Source organism: Flavobacterium buctense (genome assembly GCF_014486695.1).
Taxonomy (GTDB): domain Bacteria; phylum Bacteroidota; class Bacteroidia; order Flavobacteriales; family Flavobacteriaceae; genus Flavobacterium; species Flavobacterium buctense.
Genome location: NZ_JACTAB010000002.1, coordinates 287,483 through 314,437, shown reverse-complemented (window position 1 = coordinate 314,437; position 26,955 = coordinate 287,483). Strand labels below are relative to the sequence as shown.

The following is a 26,955-nucleotide window of genomic DNA, read 5'->3' as shown; positions in this document are numbered from 1 at the left end:
TTATCAAAAATAGTGATTTATTTCTACAATTTCGCAGTCAGTTTCACATTGAAAACACGCGTGGTCATATAGTTTGGAATTCCGTATTGGTTTTTGGTATACACATCACGCACCCATGTATTGGTAATGGCATTTTGGTTGTTAAACAAATTAAAAATTTCAAAACCTATGGATAAATCTTCAAATTTTTTCAACCAATGTCCATTCGCTCTTTCATTGTTCTTTTCGGTCAACACATAGGAAAACCCAACATCCGCACGACGGTAATCACGCAAACGCGTTTGGTAAGTGTAAGCATCGGCATAAGAAGGCGAACCACCTGGTAAACCGGTATTGTAAACCAAATTCAAGTATAATTTCATGTTAGGTAAATTGGGCATATAATCTTGAAAAAGAATACCGACTTTCAATCTTTGATCCGTCGGACGCGCTATAAACCCACGATTATTTTGATTTTCTTCGGTCTTCATATAACCAAAACTCAACCAAGATTCTGTTCCGGGAACGAACTCTCCGTTTAATCTCATGTCTAAACCATAAGCATAAGCTTCCGCCTCATTATTGGCTCGGTACCGAATTCTTACGTTTTCTAATGTATATGTATTCACATCAGTCATGGTTTTGTAATAGGCTTCCGTAACCAATTTAAAAGGACGCTTGGCCATCTTGAAATTATAATCATTGCTCAACACAAAATGAATGGATTGCTGGGCTTTCACATTCGGATTTACCACTCCATTCATATCACGCAATTCACGATACAATGGCGGTTGGTGATAAAAACCGGCTGCAAAACGAAATATCATGTCTTTATCCCAATCAGGTTTTAAAGCAAACTGAGCTCTCGGACTGATAACGGTTTGACTCTTTGCATTTGAAATACCGTCTCCTGAAACGGTCCAATTGTGAAAACGAGCTCCGGCAGTAATCCATAACTGATGGTTACCAATTTCAGTTTTCGTATTCCATTGGGCAAACCCGGAAAATCGGTCAATATCAATGAAGTTGGTGGCTCTTACATTTTGGAAAGGCACTAATGGGCCAACATATGGATTGTAAGGTTGGTCATTAGGGAAATCAATTTGAGGCGGATTTAAAGAAAACCCGGCAGAATCAATGACTTCCCATTCAACAATGCGGTCACGAATATTTTCACGGGTGTATTTGAAACCCCAATCAATTTGGTGTTTTTTATTATTGATGAAATGCGTTCCTTTGACTTCAGCATTAATAAATAAAGCATCTAAATCATTTCGCGCATGATTTAATTGCGACCCAACGCCTTGGCTAAAAGTTACTTCTCCTAAAGTTTCCGACCCGATATTGGTATCGACTTCGCCTAAAAAATAAGCGGCAAAAATATCAAAGTACTCTTGCTCTTGGGTATGATAAACCGAACTTATGAATCTGAAAATATTGTTGTCGTCTTTGGCAAATGTTGTTTTGAAAGCACCAAAAAGCGTTTGATATCGGTCTTTTTCCTGACCATCGTAAAAAATTTGCAACGCGATAGGTTCGTCGATAGTTCCAAAGTTAGTTTGGCGTGTTAAAGGCTGATAGTTATATCTGTTTTGTGATGCATTGCCCAAGAAACTGAACTGCCATCTTTTATTTGGACTAAAATTCACATTGGTTTGCACGTCCATAAAGGTTGGTCGGAAATTGGTTTGCGTTTCCTGACTGTTGACGAAAAGGGAATTATCGCGGTAACGAATCCCGGTAATGGCGGACCATTTTTTATTTTTAGAAATACCTTCTCCCGTTATACTTCCACCTAAGAAACTGGCTTCGGCCATAATGCTGTATCTTTTGGGAATTCTATAAGTAATGTCTAGAACGGATGACATTTTATCGCCGTATTTGGCTTGAAATCCACCGGCGGAGAAATCAATTTTTTGCACCATATCCGTATTGGTAAAACTCAGTCCTTCTTGCTGACCGGAACGGACTAGGAACGGACGATACACTTCAATTTCATTAACATACACTAGGTTTTCATCATAGTTTCCACCACGAACATTGTAACCTGAACTTAATTCGTTATTAGCATTTACACCCGCAAAAGTTTTCAAAACACTTTCCACGCCGGGCATTGCACTCGGATTTGTTCTGATGGTTTCGGGTTCAATTGAAGTAATTCCTTGTACTCTTCTTCGACTACTGGTTATTACTACATCGCTTAATTGTTCTGCTTTTTCACTCATGACAACGTGCCATTCCAAATTTTCTCCGGGTTTCAATTGAAAAGTAGCGGTTATGTTTCTTAACGATTTGTGAGTGAAAACCAGCACCACTTTTTGATTGGCAGGAACGTTTATTTCGTAAAACCCGGTTTTATCAGTTGTAGCGGTTTTGGTTTGGTAGCTTACACTAACATTTTCAACCGGTTTGTTGTTTTCATCGAGTACGACTCCGGCAACTTTAGCTGATGCGTTTTGGGCTAAAGCGATGCAATTGAACGCTAAAAAAAGGAGTGTAAAAAGGAATTTATTTGTTCTCAAACTATAGGATTAAGGTTTTTGACTTCTAAAAAATTGTGTTTCAAAGATAGTAGAATTTCCAACATTATCGGTAACGACGACTTTTAAATCGTTTTTCCCTTCCGCTACTATTCCATCAGAAAAGTGATGGATTAGTTTTTTGGTTTTGGGTTCGTATTCTAATAAAATCCAATTGCCGTTTAGCATGCCTTCGTAGCTTTTGATCCCTGACAAATCATCGGAAATTGTAAATAGTAATTCGTTTTGTTGGCTAATCCATTTGCCTCCGATTTTCTTGTCAATCTTAATTTTCGGTGGCATGCTGTCTTTGAACAGTTTATAATCTCCCAAATATTTGGAATAAACTGTAAACGAATTTTTATAGCGTTTAGTATTGTAATAATAGATTTTTTTGCCGTCAATAGAACCAATAAACATTTTTTTCCTATCCTTTTCCGAACTTACACTATCTTCAAAAGTAATCGCCATATTGGCAAAAGCCGGCTCAACATCATCATGCAAATGCAACAATCCGTTCTTGACTTCAAAATCCATATAGAAATCTTTCAGAAAAGTATTTGCCGGAATGGAAACTGTAACATTTTCCAAAGAGAAAACATTCTCCTTATTGGTTTTCACCAAATATTTAGACGTAATTGGTACTTCATTGACTTTTGAAGTCAAGGTTGAATATTCTATTGGAATAAAAACACGAGTCAAATTTTCGCTAAAATCGGCTATTTCTATTTTATAGTTTTGAGTCATGTTAGCAGAAACAGAAATAATTCCATTAGTATTTCCGGATTGGATAATGCTAAGCGGATATGGATTTTCAGTATACAGCTTTTGAACGCGTTGCCCTAATTTTTTATACCGACCATAATCAATTAATGCATTTACATAACGAGTTTCATCAAAAGAAAAAGTATCGAACTTATACTTAAAATCAGCTTTTCCGTTTAAAGAAGTCTGTACTCTGAAAATTCCATTGGCATTCCAGGAAACATCATCGTAATCAAAAGTGGTAATTCCGAAACCGATTTTTCCTGTGGCTAAAACTTTTTCGGCTATATAACTCCCATCAGCTTGTTGCGAAACACTAACCGCTATAGGTCTTTTGGATTGATTGACTATTGAATTTTGATCTAGCGGATAAACAAATAAACTATTGAGAATAGGTCTCTTAGAATCGGTAATAACCGAGTCAAAACCGAAATACATAGGATTTATAATCTTTTCGGTTGTCGTATCTCGGATTTCAAAATGCAAATGCGGACCATCAGAACCTCCTGTATTTCCGGTGAGACCGATGACATCCTCTTTTTTGACAACTAATTCAGTGGGTGAAAATGTTACATCAATTTCATATGATTTGGCTTGGTATTGTGAGCTCTTTATCAACTTTTCGACTTCACCAAAACCTGATTGCAAATGACCGTAAACAGAAGTGTAACCATTTGGATGTGTAATGTATACGGCTTTTCCATAGCCATTTTCAGCTATTTTAATTCGGGAAACATAACCCTCGGCGACAGCATAAACCTTGAAACCTTCTTTTTTTTGCGTTTTAAAATCGAAACCGGAATGAAAATGATTCGGTCTCAATTCGCCAAAATTGCCGGAAAGTTGCAATGGAATATCCAAAGGAGATCGAAAATAGTCCTTCGGATACTGATTTTGCCCAAAAAGCATAGCAGTATAACAACACAATAACCCAATGTATTTCATAAAAGCGATGTTTTAGCTAAGGTATAAAAAAGTAAGTTAAAATTTACGATTTCTAATTTTTATTTATAACTCATTAAGAAACAAAATGTTACCATTTCATTTTAAAAGTAAGGATAAATAATTGTGAAAAATATTGTGCAAACAAAATAGAATCCTAACTTTGTAAAGTAAGTAATGAATAAAGTAATTTATGAGTGAAATTGCAGAAATATTTGATTCTGTTGAAAATAGGATTGAAAAACTTTTTATGAAAATAGACAGTTTGGAGAAAAATTCTATGGCATTAAGAACAGAATTACATGAAGCTGCAAAGTTGATTCAAAAACAAACTGACGAAATCACAACATTAAAATCAGAATGTGAATCCCTCAAAATGGCCAATTCATTATTAGGCGGTGAAGAAAACAAAAGAGATACCAAGCTTAAAATAAATTCATTAATCCGAGAGATAGATTACTGTATCGCGCAGTTATCAGACTAAAATATGGAGGATAAGCTTAAAATAAAGTTATCAATTGCCGACAGAGTTTATCCGTTAACGGTAGACCTATCGCAAGAAGAAGGACTGAGAAGTGCTTCCAAAAAAATTGATGCCATGATTAAGCAATTCGAAGAAAACTATGCCGTTCGCGACAAGCAAGATGTATTGGCCATGTGCGCCTTACAGTTTGCCTCTCAAGTAGAACAAAAGCAAGTGGATAACGCCATAGATGGTTCGGAAACTCTGGACAGATTAAAAAAGATTAATGATTTATTGTTCGATTATCTCGATAAAAAATAACGTTCTTAACATAGATTACAATACCGCCTACATTAGATTTTAATTGGTAAACTCAACACTAACAATTTAGAATGAGCAAATCGTCGTTACTAAAGCATGCCACTTTTATCGTGGATCCTTGACCAACGAGTTAGCTCAAAACTTGTCCTTACGAGTTTATGCATTCACCTAATGTAGGCTTTTTTTATATATAAACACTAACAAAAAAATGGAAACTATACTGATTATAATTGCGTTAATCGCAGGAATTGGCGGCGGTTTTGGAATTGCAAAATTCCTTGAAAAAAGCAACGTCTCTAACATGATAAAAAATGCTAAAAAAGAAGCTTCTTCTATCCTGAGAGATGCCAATGTTGAAGCAGAAAACATTAAAAAAGACAAACTACTTCAAGCCAAAGAAAAGTTTTTAGAATTAAAATCAGAACATGAAAAAGAGATTTTAAACAAAGACAAAAAAATAGCGGAAGTAGAGAAAAGAACTCGTGATAAAGAGTCTCAAATATCAAGCGAATTGGCTAAAGCTAAAAAAGTGAACGACGATTACGAAGCTAAAACCAATGAATACAATGCTAAGATTGAGTTACTTGACAAGAAACAACAAGAACTCGAAAAACTACATAAAAGTCAAGTAGAACAATTGGAAGTGATTTCCGGATTATCTGCTGAAGATGCTCGTGAGCAATTGGTAGAAAGCCTAAAAGCAGAAGCCAAAACCAAGGCAATGTCACACATTCAAGACACTATTGAAGAGGCTAAATTAACTGCACAACAAGAAGCTAAAAAAGTAATCATCAATACCATTCAAAGAGTTGGTACCGAAGAAGCAGTAGAAAACTGTGTATCGGTATTCAATATCGAATCGGATGATGTAAAAGGAAGAATCATTGGTCGTGAAGGAAGAAACATCCGTGCATTAGAAGCTGCAACCGGTGTTGAAATCATCGTTGATGATACTCCGGAAGCCATCATTTTATCTTGTTTTGATCCGGTTAGAAGAGAAATCGCTCGTTTATCGTTACACAAATTAGTTACCGATGGTAGAATTCACCCGGCGAGAATTGAAGAAGTTGTGGCTAAAACAACAAAACAAATTGACGACGAAATCATTGAAGTAGGTAAACGTACCGTAATCGACTTAGGAATTCACGGTTTACATCCAGAATTGATTAAAGTGGTTGGTAGAATGAAATACCGTTCGTCTTACGGGCAAAACTTGTTACAACACTCTCGTGAAGTAGCCAAACTTTGTGGTATTATGGCGGCCGAATTAGGATTGAATGTAAAATTGGCCAAACGTGCCGGTTTGCTTCACGATATCGGAAAAGTGCCTGATACTGAAAGTGATTTGCCTCACGCTTTATTAGGAATGCAATGGGCTGAGAAATTTGGCGAAAAAGAAGAAGTTTGCAACGCTATTGGTGCTCACCACGACGAGATTGAGATGAAATATTTAATTTCTCCGATTATTCAGGTGTGTGATGCCATTTCGGGTGCAAGACCGGGCGCAAGACGTCAGGTTTTAGATTCTTACATACAAAGGTTAAAAGACCTCGAAAACATTGCCTTTGGCTTTAACGGCGTAAAAAATGCTTATGCTATTCAAGCCGGACGTGAACTTCGTGTAATTGTAGAAAGCGAGAAAGTAAGCGATGATATGGCTTCTAACTTATCGTTTGAAATTTCACAAAAAATACAAACCGAAATGACCTATCCTGGACAAGTAAAAATTACGGTAATACGAGAAACAAGAGCGGTGAATATCGCGAAATAAGAATAGCTTGAGAATAAAAAAAGGCGACCAAATGGTCGCCTTTTTTTATTCCATAAATATCTTTTTAATGACTTCACTAGTCATGGGTTTTACTAAATATTCCGCTATTAAAGCATTAAACTGTTCAAGTCTGTCTGCGTTAAAATAATCTTCAGAAGAACTAACCATATAAATTACAATTTCTTTTGAAAAAGTGGGTTTGATTTGATTGAATTCCTCTAAAAATTGCCAACCGTCAAGCACCGGCATATTAATATCTAGTAAGATTAAATCCGGGAGATTTTCGCCATCATTGAGTTTGGCTTTTAAATCACTTAAAGCGTCTTTTCCATTCTCAAAAAAAGACTGATTAACTGCAATATCATTTTTTTCAAACAGTTTTTTGATGATAAAGTGGTGCACCTTGTCATCATCTACAACAAATACGTTGTTGAATTTCATTTTAAAAACAGATTTGGGGATTATTGTTTTTTATCACGGCAAAATTAAACAAAAAAACCGACTAACTACTTCTTTCTCGGGTGAAATGTATTGATGATTTGTGTTAAATGTTTGCGATCTAAGTGCACGTAGATTTCTGTTGTGGTTATTGATTCATGACCGAGCATCATTTGAATCGACCGTAAATCGGCCCCATTTTCAAGCAAATGCGTTGCAAAAGAATGCCTTAAAGTGTGTGGACTTATATTTTTGGCCAAATTAATCTTTACCGCTAGGTTTTTTATAATGGTAAAGACCATAGCACGAGTGAGTTGTTTTCCTCTTCGGTTTAAAAATAAAGTGTCCTCAAAACCTTTGGCTATAGTCATGTGACTTCGAATCGTACTTTTATATAGCTCAATATATTTTTGAGTAGATTTAGCCATCGGAACAAATCGTTGCTTATTCCCTTTTCCTGTAATTTTGATAAAACCTTCCTCAAAAAACAAATCAGATATTTTTAAAGTTATAATTTCAGAAACACGCAAACCACAACCATATAAAGTTTCAAGCATGGCTCTGTTGCGTTCGCCTTCCGGTGTTGCCAAATTTATGGCACCAATTAAGTTATCAATATCTTCCACGGAAAGTGTATCCGGTAATTTCCTGCCAATTCTTGGGGCTTCAATCAACTCCATAGGGTTATCCGAACGAAAATCTTCAAAAATCAAATAGTTAAAAAAGCTTTTAAGTCCCGAAATAATTCGGGCTTGTGAACGAGCATTAACTTCTTTAGAAACCGCATATATGAATTGCTGAACTATTTCTTCATTTATTTTCTCGGGAGCAACACTGATACTGTTTTCATTCAAAAAAGCACATAACCTTTCCATATCAAAAGTATAGTTGGCTATCGTGTTTTTTGATAAACCTCTTTCGATTTTTAAATAAGATTGAAAACTCTTGATATAACTATTCCAGTTCATGTTACAAATAAACGAAATGTAAGGGTATAAAAAAACCTCTCAAAGGAGAGGTTATGAATCAAAATTATATTTGTCTTAAAAAATATATCCTACAGATAATGAAAATACTCTGTTATTAATGGTTGTGGTATCTCCCGATTCCGTCTCGGCTATGTTAGATAAACCTAAATTATAGCGTACATTAACCATTGCATTTTTTGAAATATTATATCCAGCTCCTAGATTGAAACCAAAATCTATCTCCTTAAATAATTGATTTGCGCCTTGCGTATCCGAACCGAAACCTACCACTTCAACTTTTAACTTTGCAGAGGTTAAAAACCCAACTTGTGGTCCGGCTTCAAGGAAAAACTTGCTTTGAGGATAGTACTTAATCATCAACGGGATGTTTACATAAGAGAGTTTAAAAGTATTTTCAGTATCATATAGATTACCACTGCCATCATCAAAAAGAAAATCGAATTTAGCTCCTTGCGCAGAATAAATCAATTCCGGTTGGAAAGCAACTTTTTTGTTCAACATGATTTCAGCAAAACCACCAAGATGAAAACTGGTAATTGCGCTAGTTTTGGGAAATCCGGCTTCATCTATGTTAAGATTTGCGATATTCAAACCTCCTTTTAGACCATACTTTACTTGAGCCTCTATTGAGTTTAACCCAAACAAAACAATGGCGGCCATAATAATTTTTCTCATAAGTTTATTATTTTTAATTTTTACACAAAAGTAGTATTTTAAATACATATTTTTAAATTTATTCAAAAAAAAGCCTCTCCAATGGAGAGGCTTTTTCTTGTAATATTTATTGATATTAGAATCTGTATCCTAAACCAACTTGGATGCTAGAAGTTCCAACATCAAAACCGTCAACATCAGAAATATTAGCTAAACCTAAGTTATATCTAGCGTCAAAGAACAAACCAGACTCTAACTCATAACCAGCTCCAATTCCTAGACCGTAGTCTAATGATTTTGTAAACTCATCAGTAATATCATTCTCAGTTGCAATTTTAAAAGCAAACTCTGGACCAGCTTGTAAACTGAAACCTTCAGCTACATAATACTTAGCCATAATTGGTATTCTCAAGAAAGACATTGAATCACTATCAGCACCTTCTACAGAATACAATAATTCTGGTTGAACGTGGAATTTTTCAGAGATAGTAAAATCAACTAAACCACCAATGTAGAAGCTAGTAGCTGCATCTGTATCAGCATCTCCTGTGTAGTTAGAATTGTTAAGACCAGCTTTAACACCGAATTTCATGTCGCTTGATCCACCTTTAGAATCTTGTGCATTTGCGAAAGAAACAGCAAATACAGCAGCCATAGTTAAAATAATTTTTTTCATGTTTGTTTAATTTTAAAATTAATATGAACAAATTTATAGGTATTACATTTCAAGCCACCATTGACATCTTTACACTTATCAACATTTTTATTAACAATATATCACCATAACATACTAAAATACAAACAGATAACCCAAAAGACTAAAGATTTAAATTTTGTACTATCGTTGAAAAACCATCTATTTTCACTATTTGAAAATCAATTCTTATAAAAAAAGTGCAACAATAGAGCTAAATTTAAACTGTTTCTTCTTTTAAATCAAGTTAACTTGTACTTCTGTAATAAAAGAATATACTAAACTGAAATAAATTTCGTTCTAATCTAAAATCCTTAATGTACTTATAACTTAAATTAATTTTTACATGAAAAAAGCAATTGGAATTTTATTACTATTAGCGAGCTTCACTTCTGTAAATGCTCAAATGCTAAAATTGGGTCTAAAAGGTGGTGCCAACTTTTCTACTCTTGAAGGCAACAATATTGAAGGCTCAACTTATACCAGTTTCCATTTTGGTGCTGTTTTAGAATTTAAACTTTTAGAAAATCTGTCACTCCAACCTGAATTGGTTTATTCTTCGCAAGGCACAAAAATCAACGAAGCTGCTTTTGATGATATAAATTATAACTACATCACTGTACCGGTAATGGCTAAGTTTTACTTAACGAAAAATAAATTGAGCTTTGAAGCCGGTCCGCAATTCTCATTCTTAGTCAATGAGAATGTAGCCGACCAATTTGAAGGAGAAACATTTGATTTTGGTATCGCCGGTGGTTTGGGTTACAATATTACTGATAACTTTTTCCTTCAGGCGCGTTATATTGCCGGTTTGACAGAAGCTTCAAGAAATGCCGAGGTGACCAATAGGGTTATTCAGCTCTCCGTTGGCTTTAAATTTTAAAAAATCATAACTTTACCCTAAAACCGTTGCTCAATCAGCAGCGGTTTTTTATTTTTACTTAAAAATCTTTCAATGAAAATAGCTATCATCAATGGGCCAAATCTAAATCTATTAGGCAAACGAGAACCGGAAGTATACGGAAATGAGACTTTTGACTCTTTTTTGGAAACTTTAAAAAGCAAATATCCTACACTTGAGTTAAGCTATTTTCAAAGCAACATCGAAGGAGAACTAATTGATAAAATTCAGGAAGTTGGTTTTACTTATGACGGCATCATTCTCAATGCTGCAGCCTACACGCATACTTCTGTAGGCATAGGCGATGCTGTTAAAGCTATCATAACGCCGGTTATTGAAGTACACATTTCTAATACATTTGCTCGAGAAACTTTCCGTCATCAATCTTTTATTTCTCCCAATGCTAAAGGAATTATTATTGGTTTCGGTTTAAAAAGTTACGAATTGGCTTTGCACTCTTTTTTATAACCCTAACCCATTTAACAGATGTTTAAAAAACTACTCTACGCCTTCACCTTATTAATTACCACTATTTCAATTGCCCAAATCAAAGGCAAAGTCACCGATGAAAAAGGAAATCCATTACCATTCGTAAATATATTTGAAGAGAATACTTATAACGGCACAACCACAAATGAGCAAGGGCAATTTGAATTAAATATCAAGACACCCGGAAATCACACCATCATTTTTCAATATTTAGGCTATAAAACCATCAAGAAAAATGTCACCATTGACAAAACACCTATTGTTATAGATATGGTAATGGTTGAAGAAAATTTTATATTAAAAGAAGTAGTAATCAATCCTAAAGACAATCCGGCGAATGAAATCATTCGGAATGCCATCAAAAACAAAAAAGAAAACTCAGCCAAAACTGCAAAGTATACTGCCGATTTTTATTCAAGAGGTATTTTCAGAGTTAAAAATTTACCCAAAACCATCTTAGGACAGAAATTAGACTTTTTTGATGAAGTAATTGACTCAACCCGAAGCGGTATTTTATATTTATCCGAAACGGTTTCCAAAGTTACTTTCCAAAAGCCGGATAAAATGAAGGAAGAAATCTTGGCTTCCAAAGTAAGTGGAAACGACAACGGTTTTAGTTTTAATGATGCTTCTTCGGCTAATTTCGATTTTTATGAAAACTATTTAGAATTTGATGTCAATGTAGTTTCACCTATAGCAGATAATGCTTTCAACTATTACAAATACCAATTTGAAGGTTCTTTTTTTACCGAAAACCGCCAACAGATTAATAAAATCAAAATTATACCTCGAAGAGAATCCGAACCGGTGATGTCGGGTTATATCTACATAGTTGATGATACTTATGCCGTATATGCCGTTGATGTTAATTTTACCGGCAAGCAAATCCAAAATCCCGCGCTGAACACACTCGCTTTAAAACAAAGTTTCAGCTATAACAACAACTCTAAAATATGGGCCAAAAATACCCAAACCTTAGACTTTGATGCCGGAATGTTTGGCGTAAATATCTCAGGACGATTCACCTACGTGTTCTCTAATTTCACTTTTCCGGAAAAGTTTGAAAAGAAAACCTTTACTGCAGAAGTCATTCGATTTGAAGAAAATGCCAACAAAAAGGATGATACCTTTTGGAACACCATTCGACCTGTACCATTGACCTCAGAAGAAACCACGGATTACCTCAAAAAAGATGCGCTTCAGGAAAAGAAAAAATCAAAAGTATATTTAGATTCTATCGATGCCAAGAAAAACAAATTTGGCTTAACTGATATTTTAAACGGTTACCGCTATTCGAATTCGTATAAAAAATGGTCCATTAATTATGATGGCCCGTTGATGAATACTTCTTTCAATACCGTTCAAGGTTGGAACTCCAATATTGGTTTGTCTTACTTTAAAAGAAACGAAGACAAAAACACTTATTATCAGTTTGGTTCCTCGTTGGCCTACGGTTTTTCAGACGAAAGGTTTAGACCAACCGCTTATTTTTCATCAAAACTAAGTAACAAATCCAAATCGTATCTTTCTGTTTTTGGTGGAAATGCTGTGAATCAGTTCAACCGTGAAGAACCGATTTCCAAATTAATCAATACCGTAAGCACTTTATTTTTCAAAAATAATTTTATGAAATTGTATGAGAAAAATTATATAGCAGCTAATTTTTCAAGAGAAATGTTCAATGGTTTAAACATGAGTCTAGGCCTTGAATATTCTGAGAGAAAACCTATTTTCAACACTACAGATTACACTTTTATCAAAAATGATGATTTGTATACTTCGAATAATCCGTTACTACCATTTGATTATACTACATCGGCAATTGACCGACATAATTTGGTTAAATTGAATTTAGGCGCTCGAATCAAATTCGGCCAACAATACATCACACGTCCGGATGGAAAATACAATCTTGGAAACGACAAATACCCAACGGTTTCTTTGAATTATGAAAAAGGATTAGGCGGAAGCGAGAACAATTACAATTATGATAAAATTTCAGCCAGACTTACATATGATTTAACCTTGGACAATAAAGGTGAAATAGCCATTAATACCAAAGCCGGAAAGTTCTTCAATGCGGAAGGCATCTCGTTTGTTGATTACAACCACTTTAACGGCAACCAAACGCATGTGGTTTTTGGCAGTTCGTACACCAACCAATTCAACTTTTTACCATACTATTTAGCCAGTACCAACGATAGCTATTTTGAAACACACATGGAATACAATGACAAAGGATTTATCATGAATAAAATTCCGTTATTGAACAAATTGCAGTCGAAATTAGTTTTAGGTTTTAAAAACTTAGCCGTTCCCGATAGAAATCCATACCAAGAATTCTCAGTTGGCTTGAGTAATTTAGGCTTTGGTAAATTCAGAATTTTAAGAATCGATTACGTTCGCACTTATCAAAATGGGTATCAAGGCGATGGCGTGATGTTTGGTTTGAATTTCTAAATGAATTAAATACTAAAAACAGATTTTATCCGTTTTATGCTTAATCTAAAACGGATGAAATCATGAAGAAAGCCATATTTATTTTTATCGTATGCAACATCGTTGCGTTCTTTATCATTTTATCAACGGCTATCGATACTTCAAAAGAAAATTCCATTGAAGTTTCCGGTACCGTAAAATCAATATATGAAGGCGGCGTGAAAGATGTGGTATTTGAATTGGAAAACCATAAAACCAGCTATTACATCAACCGCGGTTTTGAAAACGGATTTGAAATGGCCAAAGCCAAAAAAGATTTTGAAGAAAAAAAAGTAACTTTGTTTTATGCTAAAAGTTGGACACCGCTGGCACCATTTGGCACAACATGTAAACATATTACCCGTCTTTCGGTAAATGACAGTGTTGTTTTCAGCGAATGGTAATTATTTTAAAAACACATCATAACCAAAACGAAGTAAAGTCAGTATCACTACAAAAAGGAAAAACTTTCTAATAAAAATATTTCCTTTTTTTATGGCCAATTTGGCGCCAATAAATCCACCCAAAGCATTTGAAAAAGCCATCGGAATAGCAAAAGCCCAAATGATTTTTCCTTTCAATACAAACAGGCAAATCGAACCGAAGTTGGTTGCCAGATTAACCATTTTAGCATTCGCGGAAGCGTGAAGAAAATCAAAACCTAAAATTGACACAAAACCTAATACCAAAAAACTTCCCGTTCCCGGACCAATAAATCCATCATAGAAACCAACCAAAATGCTGATGATAACGGCATAAATGATTTGCTTTTTAGTCGAATGGTCTTTTTCTTGGTGTTGCCCAAAGTTTTTCTTTTTGAAAGTATAAATCGCCAAACCTATCAGAATAAAAAACAACAGCGGTTTCATAAAATCATTGCTAACCACATTCAATAGTGCCGAACCACAAAAAGCCGAACCAAAAGCCAAAACCGCCATAATACCGAGTAACTTCCAGTTCATATCAACTTTCTTCAAATACTGAAAAGCCGCAAAACTAGTTCCGCTAAACGCAGGGATTTTGAGCGAACCTATGATACTCGCTACTGATAAATTGGGCATCAAGATCATCGCTACCGGAGTTTGAATTAAACCGCCACCACCAACAATAGCATCAACAAAACCGGCGAAAAAAGAAGCGATACAAAGCAGTACAATAATGTAGGTTTCCATAGGCTTAAAATGAAAAGAGGCACAATTTGCGCCTCTTTGTATAATTCGTTAAACTCTTACGATGTTTGCTCCTAAAGCTCTAAGTCTTTCATCAATTCTTTCGTAACCTCTGTCTATTTGCTCGATGTTCTGAATGGTTGAAGTTCCTTTGGCGGAAAGCGCAGCAATCAATAACGAAATTCCCGCACGAATATCCGGCGAAGACATCGTCGTTGCTTTTAATTGCGATTGGAAATTATGTCCCATAACTACGGCGCGGTGCGGATCACACAGCATAATTTTGGCACCCATATCAATCAATTTGTCTACAAAGAACAAACGGCTTTCAAACATTTTTTGGTGAATCAAAACATCACCATTCGCTTGTGTTGCTACTACCAAAACAATACTTAATAAATCCGGAGTAAATCCAGGCCAAGGTGCATCGGCAATAGTCAAAATCGAACCGTCAATATCCGTTTTTACAGTATAGCCTTTAGTATGAGCCGGAATATAAATATCGTCTCCTTTTTTCTCTAAAGTGATGCCCAGTTTTCTAAACACACTTGGAATAACCCCTAAGTTTTCCCAGCTTACATTTTTAATAGTAATCTCACTGCGAGTCATTGCGGCTAATCCAATCCACGAACCTATTTCAATCATGTCGGGAAGGATTCTGTGCTCGCAACCGCCTAATTTTTCAACACCTTCAATTGTCAATAAATTCGAACCAACACCGGTGATTTTCGCACCCATCGAGTTCAACATTTTACACAATTGTTGCAAATAAGGCTCACATGCTGCGTTATAAATAGTAGTTGTTCCTTCGGCTAAAACGGCTGCCATTACGATATTCGCTGTACCGGTTACTGAAGCTTCGTCCAATAACATGTGCGCGCCTTTCAAACGGGTTTTGGTTTCAACACCATAGAAATGGTCTTCTCTTTCGTAACGGAATTTCGCTCCAAGGTTAATAAAACCTTCAAAGTGCGTATCCAATCTTCTTCTACCAATTTTATCACCACCAGGTTTTGGAATATAGCCACAACCAAATCGGGCTAAAAGTGGTCCAACAATCATAATAGAACCTCTTAAACTACCGCCTTCTTTCTTGAACGCTTCGGTTTTTAAATAATCAATATTAACTTCATCGGCTTGAAAAGTGTAATCGCCAACCCCGTTTTTTTGAATTTTTACACCCAAATTCCCCAATAAAACAATTAGTTTATTGACATCTATAATATCCGGAATGTTGGTAATTCTAACTTTTTCTGAGGTTAATAATGCCGGACACAAAACTTGCAACGCTTCATTTTTTGCCCCTTGTGGTTGGACATCTCCTTTAAGTGAAATTCCACCTTCAATTTTAAAAGTTCCCATATGTATTTTTAAGGTTCTGAGGCTCTGAGGCTCTTAGGTTCTGAGGCCTTAGCACCTTAGAACCTTAGCGCCTTAGCACCTTTATTTCTGATTGTTATTATTATTCTTTATAAACGGCTTCTTCCCGTTCTTATTGCTCTTAATCTTAGCGTTTTGAGGCGGCATATTTTTGTTCGACATCTTTTTATTGGTCCGCATCAAATCGTTGGTATTCAACAATTCTTCGCTGCTTTGCAATAAGTTTAAAGTGCCTTCGGACAATTCATATAAATGCTCAAAAATCACGGTATCGGTTACGGTGTCTTTGTTCCAACTCAAATAAGATTTCTTCATGTGGTTGGCAATGACTTTGACCAAAGCGTTTTTCATTTCGCCTTCTTCCCAACTGTTTGCCACATCTATCATATACTTGATATTGTTACCATAAAAACGGTATTTCGGATTTTTTTGCGGGTAAGGCAAACGCTCCGGTTTAAGGTGAATTACATCTTTGGTCGGAATGGGATATGGGGAATCAACATCCAATCTGAAATCAGACATGATAAAAATCTGATCCCACAATTTGTGCTGAAAATCGGGCACGTCACGCAAGTGCGGATTCAAACTTCCCATGACCTGAATGATGTATTTGGCCGCTTTGTTGCGCTCTTCTCTATCCGCGATTACCGTGGCTTGGTCAATCAATTTTTGCAAATGACGACCGTATTCCGGAATGAGCAAATGCGGTCTTTCGGCATTGTATTCCAAATGGTGCACCACATCATTGGCATTCTCTTTTATATATTTCTCGCCCATTATAATGAAATTATTCCTTCTATATTAGAAACTTCTATGTATTTCTCGACCACGCTTTCCGGACTTTCCATCAACACGTTTATCGAAAGACTGGTATATTTTCCTGTTTTGGATTGGGTAGTTTGGATTACGGCACCCATGTTATCAAAAGCATTTTCGACTTCTTCAACCTTTTTGGGGTCTGTTGGCACAATAAATTTATACAAATATTCTGTCGGCCATGTTGAAGTATTGTTCAACTCTTCTCGCAATCGGGTATAAAATTCTTGGGTTTTCTTGTCCATTAATCAAAAAATAAAAGCAAATATACAGTATTGATTTCAGATTTTACAGAAGAATTCCATCGGTTTTATTTATTTTTTTGACTTGTGCCAATCTAAATCGGTAGCGAAAGGTTCGGGCGGTTTCAGTAAGCCATATTCCCGCTTTTCGCGTTACTTGGTAACTTGCTACAATCGGGGCTAAATAGGAAACTATTTGCGCTTTTGGCCACGACCGAAATAAAAACCAAAATCCCTTTCAATATTCTAATTTGTTTCAATAAATTTGCCCCTTATTTCCAAAAATCTTGAAAAAAGAACTCATAGTCATAACCGGTGGTCCGGGCACGGGAAAAACCACCATCATCGATGCGCTCATCGAACAAGGTTATGCGTGTTTCCCTGAAATTTCAAGACAAGTGACTTTGGAAGCCAAAAAGCAAGGCATCGAACAATTGTTTTTAGAGAAACCTTTACTTTTCAGCGAATTATTACTCGAAGGCAGAAGAAAACAACACCAACAAGCCACAGAAGATGTAGCGGATTTGGTTTTCTTAGACCGAGGTATTCCGGATATTTTAGCGTATATGCATTACATCGGTGACAGTTATCCGGCGTTTTTTGATCATGCTTGTAGAGAACATTCTTATTCCAAAATATTTGTGCTTCCGCCTTGGGAAGAAATCTACGAAAGCGATGAAGCCCGATATGAAAACTTTGAGCAAGCCAAACTCATCTTCGACCATTTATTGGAAACCTATCAAAAATACGGTTACGAACTCATTGAAGTCCCGCGCGGAACTGTCGAAGAACGCATCCAATATATCTTGAGTCAACTGGCATAAATACATTTTTTGTATATCAGCAGACCAATTCTTTTTTATACATTTGAATTAGTTTGTCATTCACCTTCACAATTGACCATTCACAATTTGAATTCAGCCCTAGAAATCCTTGAAAAACATTGGAAACACGACGCTTTTCGCGAACCGCAAGAAGCTATTATTGCTTCCGTTTTGGGAGGCAAAGACACTTTTGCACTAATGCCAACCGGCGGTGGAAAATCGATTTGTTTTCAAGTTCCGGGTATGATGATGGAAGGCATTTGCTTGGTCATTTCACCGCTGATTGCTTTGATGAAAGACCAAGTACAAAATTTGCAAAACAAAGGCATAAAAGCCATCGCTCTGACCGGAGGCATTCGACAAGACGAAATCATAGATTTATTAGACAATTGTCAATACGGAAATTACAAGTTTCTTTATTTATCCCCGGAACGTTTGCAAAACGACTGGATTTTGGAACGGATTAAAAACCTCCCGATAAACCTTATCGCCATTGATGAAGCGCATTGTGTGTCGCAATGGGGACATGATTTTCGTCCGGCGTATTTGAAGATTGTGCAACTAAAAGAATTCTTCCCGAAAGTACCTTTTTTAGCTTTGACCGCATCGGCTACACCACGCGTTAAGGAAGATATTATCACGCAATTAAAACTCGATACTCCTCAGATTTTCACCAAATCATTTTACCGCGACAACATCGCTTACATGGTTTTTGAAACCGAAGACAAATTGCATTTGTTGCAACAAATACTGCATAAAAATCCGCAACCTTCTATTATATATGTGACCAATAGAAAATCGTGTAACGAAACCGTTCATCAGTTGGAAAGCCTTGGTTTTACCGCTACATTTTATCACGGCGGATTATCATCGAAAGACAAAGAAAAGCACATGCAACTTTGGATGGACGAAAAAGTTCAAGTGATGGTCGCAACAAATGCCTTCGGAATGGGGATTGACAAAGCAAATGTCAAAACAATTATTCATTTGCATTTGCCCCAAAATCTCGAAAATTATTACCAAGAATCAGGACGCGCCGGTCGAAATGGCGACAAAGCTTTTGCGGTTTTGTTAAACAATCCTTCCGATATTTTACATGCTGAAGCGCAGTTCATCAGTGTTTTACCGGACAAAGCTTTTTTGAATTTGGTGTTTTCAAAATTGTGTGCTTACTTCCAAATCGCTTATGGCGAAGGCATAGACGAACAGTTTAGTTTTAACCTGAATCACTTTTGTACTAAATACGGTTTTCCGACTTTAAAAACCTATAATGCTTTACAGTTTTTAGACAGACAAGGCATTATCACATTGTCTCAGGAATTCTCAGAGAAAATTTCATTACAATTCATCATTCCGTCGAAAGAAGTGATTCGGTATATGAGTTTGAATCCGAATGATGAGGAAATCATTTTGACCATTTTGCGTACTTATCCCGGAATTTACGACATGCAAACGGCTTTCAACTTATCCTTGATTGCCAAAAAATCTAATCATACAGAAAACGCTGTGCTATCGCTTTTGCAAAAACTAAAGGAGAAAGACATTCTCGAAATGATTGCCAAAAACAATGATGCCACCATTACCTTAAATGAAGTTCGAGAAGACGAACGCACTATTAACCGCGTTTCAAAATATTTGGAAGCACAGAACAAATTAAAAACCGAACAACTTCAGGCCGTTTTACACTATAGTAAGGACAACAAAACCTGCAAGAGTAAATTATTGATGCAATATTTTGGCGAAAGCCAAAAAGACGATTGCGGCATTTGCTCCTATTGTATTGCCAAAAACAAAAAGAAGCAAAACCCGGTTACTATTTCCGAAAAGATTGTGGAATTATTGAAAATGCAGGATTTCAATTCGAGAGATATTCAAAAACTGACTAAATTTCCGAAAGACGATGTTATCTTTGCGCTGCAAAAGCTATTGGAGGAAGAAACCATTAGCATCAATTCGAATAATTTATATTCCTTAAAATAAGCATGGAAAAGTTACGCATCGTTTTTATGGGAACTCCCGAGTTTGCCGTTGGCATTTTGGACACCATTATCAAAAACAATTATGAAGTGGTTGGTGTTATTACCGCTGTCGATAAACCGGCCGGTCGTGGTCAGAAGATTAAATATTCGGCAGTCAAAGAATATGCTTTGGAACACAATCTAAGACTATTGCAACCCTCGAATTTAAAAGACGAGACTTTTTTGACCGAATTGCAAAGTCTGAATGCCAATTTACATGTTGTGGTGGCTTTTAGAATGTTACCGGAAGTCGTTTGGCGTATGCCGAAATTAGGAACCTTTAATCTTCACGCATCTTTATTACCTAATTATCGCGGCGCGGCGCCAATCAATTGGGCGATTATTAACGGGGAAACCAAAACCGGTGTGACTACTTTCTTTATTGATGATAAGATTGATACCGGTGCGATGATTTTAAGCAAAGAAATTGAAATCAGTGCTGACGAAAATGCAGGCGAACTTCATGACCAATTAATGGCATTAGGAAGTTCTGCGGTTGTTGAAACTTTGGCCTTAATAGAAAAAGGTAATGTCACCACAACTATTCAAATAGACCATTCAGAAATCAAAACGGCTTACAAACTCAATCGTGAAAATTGTAAAGTCGATTGGACTAAATCGGCGGCTGAAATTCATAATTTAATTCGCGGATTGTCGCCTTATCCTTCGGCCTGGTGTTTCTTTAAAGATAAGAACGAAGAATGGAATGTAAAACTTTATGAGGCTAAAGTAATATTGGAACAACATTTGTTTGAAGTGGGCCAAATCATTACTTCTAAAAAAGAAATTAAAGTTGCGGTGAAAGATGGTTTTATACAAATCTTAAGTTTGCAATTTCCCGGAAAGAAAAAAATGCTGGCTCACGAGCTATTAAATGGGGTTACCTTTTCCGAAAGAGCGCAAGCAGAATAAGGTCTCAAGAGGTTTTTTAGTTAAAAAAATCGATGAACGACTAGGGTTTATCAACAAAAGCCCGAAGTTATCAACAAATGGTTGAAAAAAACGCCAAAACGCTTGTGTGGTAAGGAATTCCTATTAAATTTGTTATCATTAACAAAATGTTTAACCAACAATTAATAACTAACATTATGAACAAATCAGAATTAATCGATGCAATTGCAGCTGACGCTGGAATCACAAAAGCTGCTGCAAAATTAGCTTTAGAATCATTTTTAGGAAATGTAGGTGGTACTTTGAAAAAAGGTGGAAGAGTATCTTTAGTAGGATTCGGTTCTTGGTCAGTATCTAAAAGAGCTGCAAGAGACGGAAGAAATCCTCAAACAGGAAAAACTATCAAAATTGCTGCTAAAAATGTAGTTAAATTCAAAGCTGGTGCTGAATTAGACGGAGCAGTAAACTAATTAATTAGTTCTTCTGATATACAAAAGCCATCTCATTAATCTGGGATGGTTTTTTTGTTTTTACTAAAATCATTTGGTTATTTGAAAAAAAAATCTCAACTTTAATAAAAATTAGTTGTAAATGATCTCAGAAAAATTACAAAAAGGTCAATTATTAATAGCTGAGCCATCTATCATAGGTGATTTATCTTTTAACAGATCTGTAATTTTATTGGCCGACCATAATGAGGAAGGTTCGGTTGGGTTCATTTTGAACAAACCTTTAAAATACACCATCAAAGATTTGCTTCCGGAAATTGACGCTAAATTTAAAATCTACAATGGCGGTCCGGTGGAACAAGACAATCTATACTTTATTCATAATGTTCCTAACTTGATTCCGAATAGCATAGAGATTTCTAACGGGATATTTTGGGGTGGTGATTTTGACTTGACCAAAGATTTAATCAATAAAGGATTGTTGAAAAAGAAAAACATTCGTTTCTTTTTGGGTTATACCGGTTGGGATTCAGAGCAATTGGAAACTGAAATGCTATCCAATTCATGGATATTGACTAAAAATGTTTATGAAAATAAAATTTTAAGCAAAGCTTCGGTTCACTTTTGGAAAGAAAAAATCATTGAATTGGGCGGTGAATACCTCATTTGGTCCAACGCACCCGAAAATCCTATCTTGAACTAAATGTCAATCGACTGATTTAGTTTTGCCAACAACTCATTGGACAATTTTGTTTCAAACTCCTTTTTGCGGTATTTAGTTATTGGTTGGATACCGACAATCACATTGGTTAGGAACAATTCATCTGCTTTTTGTAAATCGAAAGGAGAAATTTCTTTTTCTATCACTTCAATATTGTCAAGCTCTTTGGCCAATTTTAGGATTTGCTTGCGCATAATTCCGTTCAAACAACCTTCTGAAATTGGTGGTGTAATCAATTGGTTATTCCATAACATAAACAAGTTTCCGTTGGTAGCTTCGATTACATTTTTATCTTCATTAATCAACAAACACGAATCCAATTGATTTTCTTGAGCAAAAATACTGGCGGTGATTTGGATAATTTTATTGTTGGTTTTTAATGTCGAAAGCAATTGTTTGATGACTGCAAAATCTTTATACAAATCTACTTCAAAAGACTTATTTTGAATGACATACTGTTTATTAAGCAACTCACTTGCTTGGATTACAAAGGAAACCGAATGGTCTGTGGGAGAATAAAAACCACCTTCATTTCTGAAAACAGTCAATCTTACTCGAGCGGAATCTTGGATATTTTGTTGTTTAACCAAAGTGAGAATCTGGCTTTCAAGAAATTCTAAAGTAAATGACATCGGGATTTGCATTCTGATAATTCTCATGGAAGCTAACAGCCTGAAATAATGGTCTTCGAAAAATAAAATTTTATTATCGACTACTTTTAAGGTTTCAAAAACACCGTCGCCATAAAGAAATGAACGATTAGAAACCGTTAATTGCAATTCAGAATCCAGAATATCACCGTTAAAATTTACCATAAAAAAAGTCCCGTTTTTTAGCGGGACAAATATACTGTAATAAAAATATTTATATCGAACCTATTACGTGTTTTAAATCGGAAACTTGGTTTTCCCATAAAAGTTTGGATTCTTCTAATTCGTCTTCAATAGCATAATCTACTACCATTAAAGAGACGTCTTTAGTAATTTCATCTTCTAAAATTCTCAATTCGAAATAATATTCTGTATCTTTTTTGTTATCATCAACCCATTTAAACTTTACTTTTTCACCGGTTTTTTTGGAAGCAAGTCTTGCATTTTCCTCAGCACCGTCCCAAATAAAGGTAAAAAATTCACCTCTGGAATTTACATTATCAGCAAACCATTCTTGTAACCCTGAAGGAGTTGAAATATATTGATACAATAATTGAGGTGAAGAATTCAAAGGAAACTCTAGCTCATAACGTATTTTACTATCCATGATGCAACAAATTTTTTGGAAATATATAGAATATAAAATCAAAAAAAAAACGTTTTTTGAAAATAAAAAAAATAACTGTTATTAGTTTGCACCCATAAATATTAATTTTATATTTGCACCCGCATTCAGGGAATGCTTATGATGGCGAGGTAGCTCAGTCGGTTAGAGCGCAGGATTCATAACCCTGAGGTCACGGGTTCAACTCCCGTCCTCGCTACAAATTCAAAAGGTCCGGATTTTTCCGGACCTTTTTTGTTTTCCTACAACTACTTTTTTCAAAAGATTTATTTTATTACCACTTTTTTTTTGAATAAGTTAAATAGATCCTAAAACTGATTTTAAATAAATTATTGTAAGTTTTTTATATTAAATATTAATGTTTTTGTGTATTTCATCGATTATAATGTTACTTTTATCGATAAAATAAATTTTCTTATTTAGTTTTGAACTGTCAAATAAACATGTGAAGTCTTTAGTCTTCATTTAAAATAATCATTAACTAATCCCCAAAAGTTATGAAAAAAACACTACTTAACCTAGAAAAAGTATGCTTCACTTTAATTGCATTAATGGCAACTTCAATAGTATTTTGCCAAGATCTTTTCGACTCAAGCGGAACAATAATCTGGAATGCTACAGCAAATATTGGTTATAACAACAACGTTAGCCTAATCGGTAGAGACGATATAATAGGCATAAATGAAAAACAAAATACTATTAGTATTCCCAAAGTGGGTTTAGGTACAATAGCTGCTTCAAATGCAGCCAATCCTAATTCTTTTGCCACTGATAAGACCTACTTAGTTTGGGGCGATAACGGACAAACAATGAATGATTCTGGGACTAACGTTACAATTACTTTTGGTGGCACATCCGGAGTTACAACTTATGTAGATTTGCCAAACAAAAGCTGGAAAGTGGTAGAAACCGGAGGTGATGTTGCTAAAACTAAAATCTCTATGGCAACATCTGACTTTAGTGGACTACCTTCTCTAACAGGAAACGATGCCTATGTTATGATTGTGGCAAGTGATGCCTCTTTTTCATCTGATGTTGAAACTGTATTCCTTACAACAAGCGGTTTAAACCAACTTGGTGATTATGATTTTGACGGAACGAAATACTTCACTTTTGGCGTGGCACATCAAACTAATTTTTCAAGACATATTAGCTTGAATGGCGTTAATGATGTAGTGAAATTTGGCGCTGTAAATAATTTGACCCCTAATTTTACAATGATGTTTTGGATTAGACCGACAGGTCAAAACTCACTTTTCAGTGATAGAACTATTGTTTCAAAATATGATGGCTCAACTGGCTATAGAGTTTATTTATCCAATGACAATCGTATTAATATGATATGGAGTAGTGGCAGAATTATATCTTCATCAATAAGATTACCAAATACAAAATGGAGTAACATTACTATCCTCTATTCTAGTGGCACTATGAAATTATACATTGATGGTGTCCTTGATAATACCGTTGCCTCAGTAGCCTCAATCTCAAACACTAATACTTTTTCGATTGGTGCAGAATACAGAAGTAAAGTTGATGTCAGAAACCACTTCAAAGGTGATATAGATGAATTCAGACTTTGGAATAGAGCATTAACTGAAAAACAATTAAGATTTATCATCAACCAAGAAATAATTCAAAATGGAACGGTAACCAGCGGTACTATTATACCGTCTTCAATTGTTAAAAATGATGTAAACGATTTGAGGTGGACAAGTCTTATAGCATATTATTCTATGAACTCATTTATTGGTACACACATTGATGATGATTCATGGAATAACAACAGAGGAAGTTTATTTGCTCAAAACCAAGTTACTGTGACGACGCAATCAGCACCTATGCCTTATGAAACTGCTGCTGATGGATTATGGTCTAATGCTTCAACTTGGGTTAACGGATCAATACAATCAATTCCCTGCAGTACTTCCTTGGTAAATAATTCCATTACAATTGATTGGAACATAGTAAAAACAAGTCATAATATTAATTCATCAGCTAATAAAACACTTCTTGGCTTATTTGTTATGAATAACAAATTATCTGCCACTAACGATACTAAAATAGAAATTTCACATTACTTAAAGTTAGACGGAAGTATAGATTTGACAGGAAAATCACAATTGGTACAAACGGACAATAGTGAATTAGATATGGCAAGTGCAGGTTATATTGAACGTGATCAACAAGGACAATCTAGCCAATACAACTATAATTATTGGTCATCTCCGGTATCTTCTATCAGTGCTTTATCCAACAATCATGGTTTTTCTATTGCGGCTGTTATGAAAGACGGAACAACCTCAACCCCACAAAATCTTAATTGGACTGCCGGTATAGATGGTTTTCCAACAAGTCCGATTACGTTGAGCAATTACTGGATTTTTAAATTTCAGGAAATTGGAGATGGTACTTCTAATTGGAGTGCAGTTGGCCAAAACGGACTTCTTCAAGCCGGAAACGGATATACTTTAAAGGGTTGTAATGCCCCTTCACCTACTCAAAACTATACTTTTGTCGGCAAGCCTAACAATGGTACAATCACCTCAACAGTTTCAGCAGACAACTTAAACCTTTGTGGAAATCCTTACCCTTCTGCAATAGATGCTAATCAATTCATTGATGACAATGCTACCAGCATAATCGGTACGCTATACTTTTGGGAACATTACGATACCAATGCTTCACATTATACGGAAGAATATCAAGGCGGATATGCCACTTATACTAAAACAGGCGGAACCGCACCTGTTGCTCCTTCTTATGTAAGTGGTTTAGGGTCAAGCAGCAAAGTGCCAAACAGGTTCATTCCGGTTGGTCAAGGCTTTTTTGTTACAGGTTCTGAAACAGGCGGAACGATTATATTCAATAACGGTCAAAGAAAATTTATTAAAGAAAATAATATAGAATCATATAATTTGTTCAGAACAAATTCCGTTACTGCAACTAGTTCTATAAACATCAACAATGAAGATAACTTTGTAGATGAAGGGCAATTTACAAAACTAAGTTTAGGTTTTGATTCTGCTAATAATTATCACCGACAAATTTTACTTGGTTTCATGAATCAATATGCCACTTCAGGTTTTGACAATGGCTATGATGGAATAAGTTTTGAATCGCATTCAAATGATATGTATTTCATAAATAATGGCACAAAATTAAATATTCAAGGTGATGGCTACTTTAATGTAAATAATATCTATCCGATTGGTGTCAAAAATTCGGTGGCCGGTATAGTGAAATTTGGCATCGATATCGCCGAAAACTTAGAGGACAATCAAAACGTTTATATCTATGATAACGTAACCAACGAATACCATAATATCAAATCACAGCAAATAGAAATCAATTTACCGGCTGGTACTTTTGATAACCGATTCTCTCTTCGTTTCAATTCAACCACAGCATTAGGAACTAATGAAAATGAATTTTTAAACGGATTAACTATAGCTCATTCTCAATCAAATGACATCATTAATATCAAGAATGAGTTACAAGAAGTAACTATTGAATCAGTGACTTTATATAATTTATTAGGGCAAAACATTACAAATTGGGAATTTGACAACCAAAGTCAAACAAACATTCAATTGACTTTGCCTACTCTAAATACGGGTACTTATATTGTTAAAGTAAATACAAACAAAGGAAGTATTAGTAAAAAGATTGTCACTAACTGATAGGTTTTACCCCAATATAAAAAAACTCCCTTTGTGGAGTTTTTTTTATGCCTTTATTTTATGAAAGTCACTAGATAAATTCAT

The 26,955-nt window shown here is 35.4% G+C and carries 25 protein-coding genes, 1 tRNA gene and 1 other RNA gene; 15 read left to right on the top strand and 12 right to left on the bottom strand.

All coding sequences use genetic code 11. The features are described from left to right. Positions 1-23: 23 nt before the first annotated feature. Both ICG50_RS05380 and ICG50_RS05375 read right to left on the bottom strand, forming a co-directional pair. The gene (locus ICG50_RS05380) at positions 24-2,501 is read right to left on the bottom strand and encodes a TonB-dependent receptor (protein WP_187659882.1); all 2,478 of its coding nucleotides are present in this window, start codon (positions 2,499-2,501) and stop codon (positions 24-26) included. Positions 2,502-2,510: 9 nt separating this feature from the next. Beyond that, complete coding sequence (locus tag ICG50_RS05375) at positions 2,511-4,208, bottom strand: M23 family metallopeptidase (RefSeq protein WP_187659881.1); 1,698 nt, start codon at positions 4,206-4,208, stop codon at positions 2,511-2,513. 190 nt (positions 4,209-4,398) lie between these two features. On the opposite strand from ICG50_RS05375, the gene ICG50_RS05370 reads away from it, so the two are divergent. From ICG50_RS05370 to rny, 4 genes are all read left to right on the top strand, one after another. Next, positions 4,399-4,689, top strand: coding sequence for a hypothetical protein (locus ICG50_RS05370; protein ID WP_187659880.1), 291 nt, complete (start codon positions 4,399-4,401; stop codon positions 4,687-4,689). Positions 4,690-4,692: 3 nt separating this feature from the next. Further along, positions 4,693-4,989: a cell division protein ZapA gene (locus ICG50_RS05365; protein ID WP_187659879.1), complete on the top strand. Its 297-nt coding sequence runs from the start codon at positions 4,693-4,695 to the stop codon at positions 4,987-4,989. A 50-nt stretch (positions 4,990-5,039) separates the two neighbouring features. Continuing rightward, positions 5,040-5,147: non-coding RNA, 6S RNA (ssrS, locus tag ICG50_RS05360), on the top strand. Positions 5,148-5,197: 50 nt separating this feature from the next. Next, a complete protein-coding gene (gene rny / locus ICG50_RS05355; protein ID WP_187659878.1) occupies positions 5,198-6,760 on the top strand; it encodes a ribonuclease Y in 1,563 nt (520 codons plus the stop codon). A 45-nt stretch (positions 6,761-6,805) separates the two neighbouring features. Here the strand turns inward: rny and ICG50_RS05350 are convergent, their stop codons facing one another. The 4 genes from ICG50_RS05350 to ICG50_RS05335 all read right to left on the bottom strand — a co-directional run bounded on the left by ICG50_RS05350 (position 6,806) and on the right by ICG50_RS05335 (position 9,517). Then, positions 6,806-7,201 (bottom strand): response regulator, encoded by a 396-nt coding sequence (locus ICG50_RS05350; protein ID WP_187659877.1) that lies wholly within the window; start codon positions 7,199-7,201, stop codon positions 6,806-6,808. A gap of 65 nt (positions 7,202-7,266) precedes the next feature. Then, positions 7,267-8,166, bottom strand: a complete 900-nt coding sequence (gene xerD, locus ICG50_RS05345) for a site-specific tyrosine recombinase XerD (protein WP_187659876.1) — start codon at positions 8,164-8,166, stop codon at positions 7,267-7,269. Positions 8,167-8,241: 75 nt separating this feature from the next. Then, positions 8,242-8,862 carry a porin family protein gene (locus tag ICG50_RS05340; RefSeq protein WP_187659875.1) on the bottom strand — a complete coding sequence of 207 codons (621 nt, stop codon included), beginning with the start codon at positions 8,860-8,862 and terminating at the stop codon, positions 8,242-8,244. Positions 8,863-8,977: 115 nt separating this feature from the next. Further along, positions 8,978-9,517: a porin family protein gene (locus tag ICG50_RS05335; protein ID WP_187659874.1), complete on the bottom strand. Its 540-nt coding sequence runs from the start codon at positions 9,515-9,517 to the stop codon at positions 8,978-8,980. 364 nt (positions 9,518-9,881) lie between these two features. Between ICG50_RS05335 and ICG50_RS05330 the strand changes: the two genes are divergently transcribed. From ICG50_RS05330 to ICG50_RS05315, 4 genes are all read left to right on the top strand, one after another. Continuing rightward, the gene (locus ICG50_RS05330) at positions 9,882-10,418 is read left to right on the top strand and encodes a porin family protein (protein WP_187659873.1); all 537 of its coding nucleotides are present in this window, start codon (positions 9,882-9,884) and stop codon (positions 10,416-10,418) included. Positions 10,419-10,490: 72 nt separating this feature from the next. Continuing rightward, positions 10,491-10,904 (top strand): type II 3-dehydroquinate dehydratase, encoded by a 414-nt coding sequence (aroQ, locus tag ICG50_RS05325; protein WP_187659872.1) that lies wholly within the window; start codon positions 10,491-10,493, stop codon positions 10,902-10,904. A gap of 18 nt (positions 10,905-10,922) precedes the next feature. Then, entirely contained in the window at positions 10,923-13,385 is a 2,463-nt protein-coding gene (locus ICG50_RS05320) for a DUF5686 and carboxypeptidase regulatory-like domain-containing protein (RefSeq protein WP_187659871.1), read from the top strand. A gap of 62 nt (positions 13,386-13,447) precedes the next feature. After that, the gene (locus ICG50_RS05315) at positions 13,448-13,807 is read left to right on the top strand and encodes a hypothetical protein (protein WP_187659870.1); all 360 of its coding nucleotides are present in this window, start codon (positions 13,448-13,450) and stop codon (positions 13,805-13,807) included. Here the strand turns inward: ICG50_RS05315 and ICG50_RS05310 are convergent, their stop codons facing one another. The 4 genes from ICG50_RS05310 to ICG50_RS05295 form a co-directional block, all read right to left on the bottom strand. Beyond that, positions 13,808-14,575, bottom strand: coding sequence for a sulfite exporter TauE/SafE family protein (locus tag ICG50_RS05310; RefSeq protein ID WP_187659869.1), 768 nt, complete (start codon positions 14,573-14,575; stop codon positions 13,808-13,810). Positions 14,576-14,623: 48 nt separating this feature from the next. Then, on the bottom strand, positions 14,624-15,934 hold the full coding sequence (murA, locus tag ICG50_RS05305) for a UDP-N-acetylglucosamine 1-carboxyvinyltransferase (RefSeq protein ID WP_187659868.1): 1,311 nt from the start codon (positions 15,932-15,934) through the stop codon (positions 14,624-14,626). A gap of 81 nt (positions 15,935-16,015) precedes the next feature. After that, entirely contained in the window at positions 16,016-16,729 is a 714-nt protein-coding gene (locus ICG50_RS05300) for a DUF4290 domain-containing protein (RefSeq protein ID WP_187659867.1), read from the bottom strand. Next, positions 16,729-17,013 carry a DUF493 family protein gene (locus ICG50_RS05295; RefSeq protein WP_187659866.1) on the bottom strand — a complete coding sequence of 95 codons (285 nt, stop codon included), beginning with the start codon at positions 17,011-17,013 and terminating at the stop codon, positions 16,729-16,731. The genes ICG50_RS05300 and ICG50_RS05295 overlap by 1 nt, the downstream gene beginning before the upstream one ends. 284 nt (positions 17,014-17,297) lie before the next feature. Here ICG50_RS05295 and ICG50_RS05290 point away from each other — a divergent pair, with 284 nt between their 5' ends. The 5 genes from ICG50_RS05290 (at position 17,298) to ICG50_RS05270 (ending at position 21,895) form a co-directional block, all read left to right on the top strand. Further along, a complete protein-coding gene (locus ICG50_RS05290) occupies positions 17,298-17,834 on the top strand; it encodes an AAA family ATPase (RefSeq protein WP_187659865.1) in 537 nt (178 codons plus the stop codon). 87 nt (positions 17,835-17,921) lie between these two features. Beyond that, the gene (locus tag ICG50_RS05285) at positions 17,922-19,814 is read left to right on the top strand and encodes a RecQ family ATP-dependent DNA helicase (RefSeq protein ID WP_187659972.1); all 1,893 of its coding nucleotides are present in this window, start codon (positions 17,922-17,924) and stop codon (positions 19,812-19,814) included. 2 nt (positions 19,815-19,816) lie between these two features. Beyond that, positions 19,817-20,764 (top strand): methionyl-tRNA formyltransferase, encoded by a 948-nt coding sequence (gene fmt, locus ICG50_RS05280; RefSeq protein ID WP_187659864.1) that lies wholly within the window; start codon positions 19,817-19,819, stop codon positions 20,762-20,764. A gap of 146 nt (positions 20,765-20,910) precedes the next feature. Further along, positions 20,911-21,213, top strand: a complete 303-nt coding sequence (locus ICG50_RS05275) for an HU family DNA-binding protein (protein WP_158592531.1) — start codon at positions 20,911-20,913, stop codon at positions 21,211-21,213. Positions 21,214-21,334: 121 nt separating this feature from the next. Further along, entirely contained in the window at positions 21,335-21,895 is a 561-nt protein-coding gene (locus tag ICG50_RS05270; RefSeq protein WP_187659863.1) for a YqgE/AlgH family protein, read from the top strand. Here the strand turns inward: ICG50_RS05270 and ICG50_RS05265 are convergent. Then, positions 21,892-22,728 carry an aminotransferase class IV gene (locus ICG50_RS05265; RefSeq protein ID WP_187659862.1) on the bottom strand — a complete coding sequence of 279 codons (837 nt, stop codon included), beginning with the start codon at positions 22,726-22,728 and terminating at the stop codon, positions 21,892-21,894. The two genes, ICG50_RS05270 and ICG50_RS05265, sit on opposite strands and share 4 nt — an antisense overlap. A 49-nt stretch (positions 22,729-22,777) precedes the next feature. After that, positions 22,778-23,170, bottom strand: a complete 393-nt coding sequence (locus ICG50_RS05260; protein WP_187659861.1) for an START-like domain-containing protein — start codon at positions 23,168-23,170, stop codon at positions 22,778-22,780. Positions 23,171-23,313: 143 nt separating this feature from the next. Here ICG50_RS05260 and ICG50_RS05255 point away from each other — a divergent pair. Together ICG50_RS05255 and ICG50_RS05250 are read left to right on the top strand one after the other, a co-directional pair. Next, positions 23,314-23,387, top strand: a tRNA-Met gene (locus ICG50_RS05255). Positions 23,388-23,685: 298 nt separating this feature from the next. Further along, positions 23,686-26,871, top strand: a complete 3,186-nt coding sequence (locus ICG50_RS05250; protein WP_187659860.1) for a DUF8202 domain-containing protein — start codon at positions 23,686-23,688, stop codon at positions 26,869-26,871. Positions 26,872-26,955 lie beyond the last annotated feature (84 nt).

Excerpts from the sequence above, each read along its gene's own strand:
- ICG50_RS05365 (WP_187659879.1), top strand. The coding sequence starts at position 4,693 with ATGGAGGATAAGCTTAAAATAAAGTTATCAATTGCCGACAGAGTTTAT.
- ICG50_RS05310 (WP_187659869.1), bottom strand. The coding sequence starts at position 14,575 with ATGGAAACCTACATTATTGTACTGCTTTGTATCGCTTCTTTTTTCGCC.
- ICG50_RS05375 (WP_187659881.1), bottom strand. The coding sequence starts at position 4,208 with ATGAAATACATTGGGTTATTGTGTTGTTATACTGCTATGCTTTTTGGG.
- xerD (WP_187659876.1), bottom strand. The coding sequence starts at position 8,166 with ATGAACTGGAATAGTTATATCAAGAGTTTTCAATCTTATTTAAAAATC.
- aroQ (WP_187659872.1), top strand. The coding sequence starts at position 10,491 with ATGAAAATAGCTATCATCAATGGGCCAAATCTAAATCTATTAGGCAAA.
- fmt (WP_187659864.1), top strand. The coding sequence starts at position 19,817 with ATGGAAAAGTTACGCATCGTTTTTATGGGAACTCCCGAGTTTGCCGTT.
- ICG50_RS05315 (WP_187659870.1), top strand. The coding sequence starts at position 13,448 with ATGAAGAAAGCCATATTTATTTTTATCGTATGCAACATCGTTGCGTTC.
- ICG50_RS05265 (WP_187659862.1), bottom strand. The coding sequence starts at position 22,728 with ATGGTAAATTTTAACGGTGATATTCTGGATTCTGAATTGCAATTAACG.
- ICG50_RS05295 (WP_187659866.1), bottom strand. The coding sequence starts at position 17,013 with ATGGACAAGAAAACCCAAGAATTTTATACCCGATTGCGAGAAGAGTTG.
- ICG50_RS05340 (WP_187659875.1), bottom strand. The coding sequence starts at position 8,862 with ATGAGAAAAATTATTATGGCCGCCATTGTTTTGTTTGGGTTAAACTCA.
- ICG50_RS05350 (WP_187659877.1), bottom strand. The coding sequence starts at position 7,201 with ATGAAATTCAACAACGTATTTGTTGTAGATGATGACAAGGTGCACCAC.
- ICG50_RS05330 (WP_187659873.1), top strand. The coding sequence starts at position 9,882 with ATGAAAAAAGCAATTGGAATTTTATTACTATTAGCGAGCTTCACTTCT.
- ICG50_RS05250 (WP_187659860.1), top strand. The coding sequence starts at position 23,686 with ATGAAAAAAACACTACTTAACCTAGAAAAAGTATGCTTCACTTTAATT.
- murA (WP_187659868.1), bottom strand. The coding sequence starts at position 15,934 with ATGGGAACTTTTAAAATTGAAGGTGGAATTTCACTTAAAGGAGATGTC.
- ICG50_RS05275 (WP_158592531.1), top strand. The coding sequence starts at position 20,911 with ATGTTTAACCAACAATTAATAACTAACATTATGAACAAATCAGAATTA.
- ICG50_RS05270 (WP_187659863.1), top strand. The coding sequence starts at position 21,335 with ATGATCTCAGAAAAATTACAAAAAGGTCAATTATTAATAGCTGAGCCA.
- ICG50_RS05370 (WP_187659880.1), top strand. The coding sequence starts at position 4,399 with ATGAGTGAAATTGCAGAAATATTTGATTCTGTTGAAAATAGGATTGAA.
- ICG50_RS05335 (WP_187659874.1), bottom strand. The coding sequence starts at position 9,517 with ATGAAAAAAATTATTTTAACTATGGCTGCTGTATTTGCTGTTTCTTTC.
- rny (WP_187659878.1), top strand. The coding sequence starts at position 5,198 with ATGGAAACTATACTGATTATAATTGCGTTAATCGCAGGAATTGGCGGC.
- ICG50_RS05300 (WP_187659867.1), bottom strand. The coding sequence starts at position 16,729 with ATGGGCGAGAAATATATAAAAGAGAATGCCAATGATGTGGTGCACCAT.
- ICG50_RS05260 (WP_187659861.1), bottom strand. The coding sequence starts at position 23,170 with ATGGATAGTAAAATACGTTATGAGCTAGAGTTTCCTTTGAATTCTTCA.
- ICG50_RS05320 (WP_187659871.1), top strand. The coding sequence starts at position 10,923 with ATGTTTAAAAAACTACTCTACGCCTTCACCTTATTAATTACCACTATT.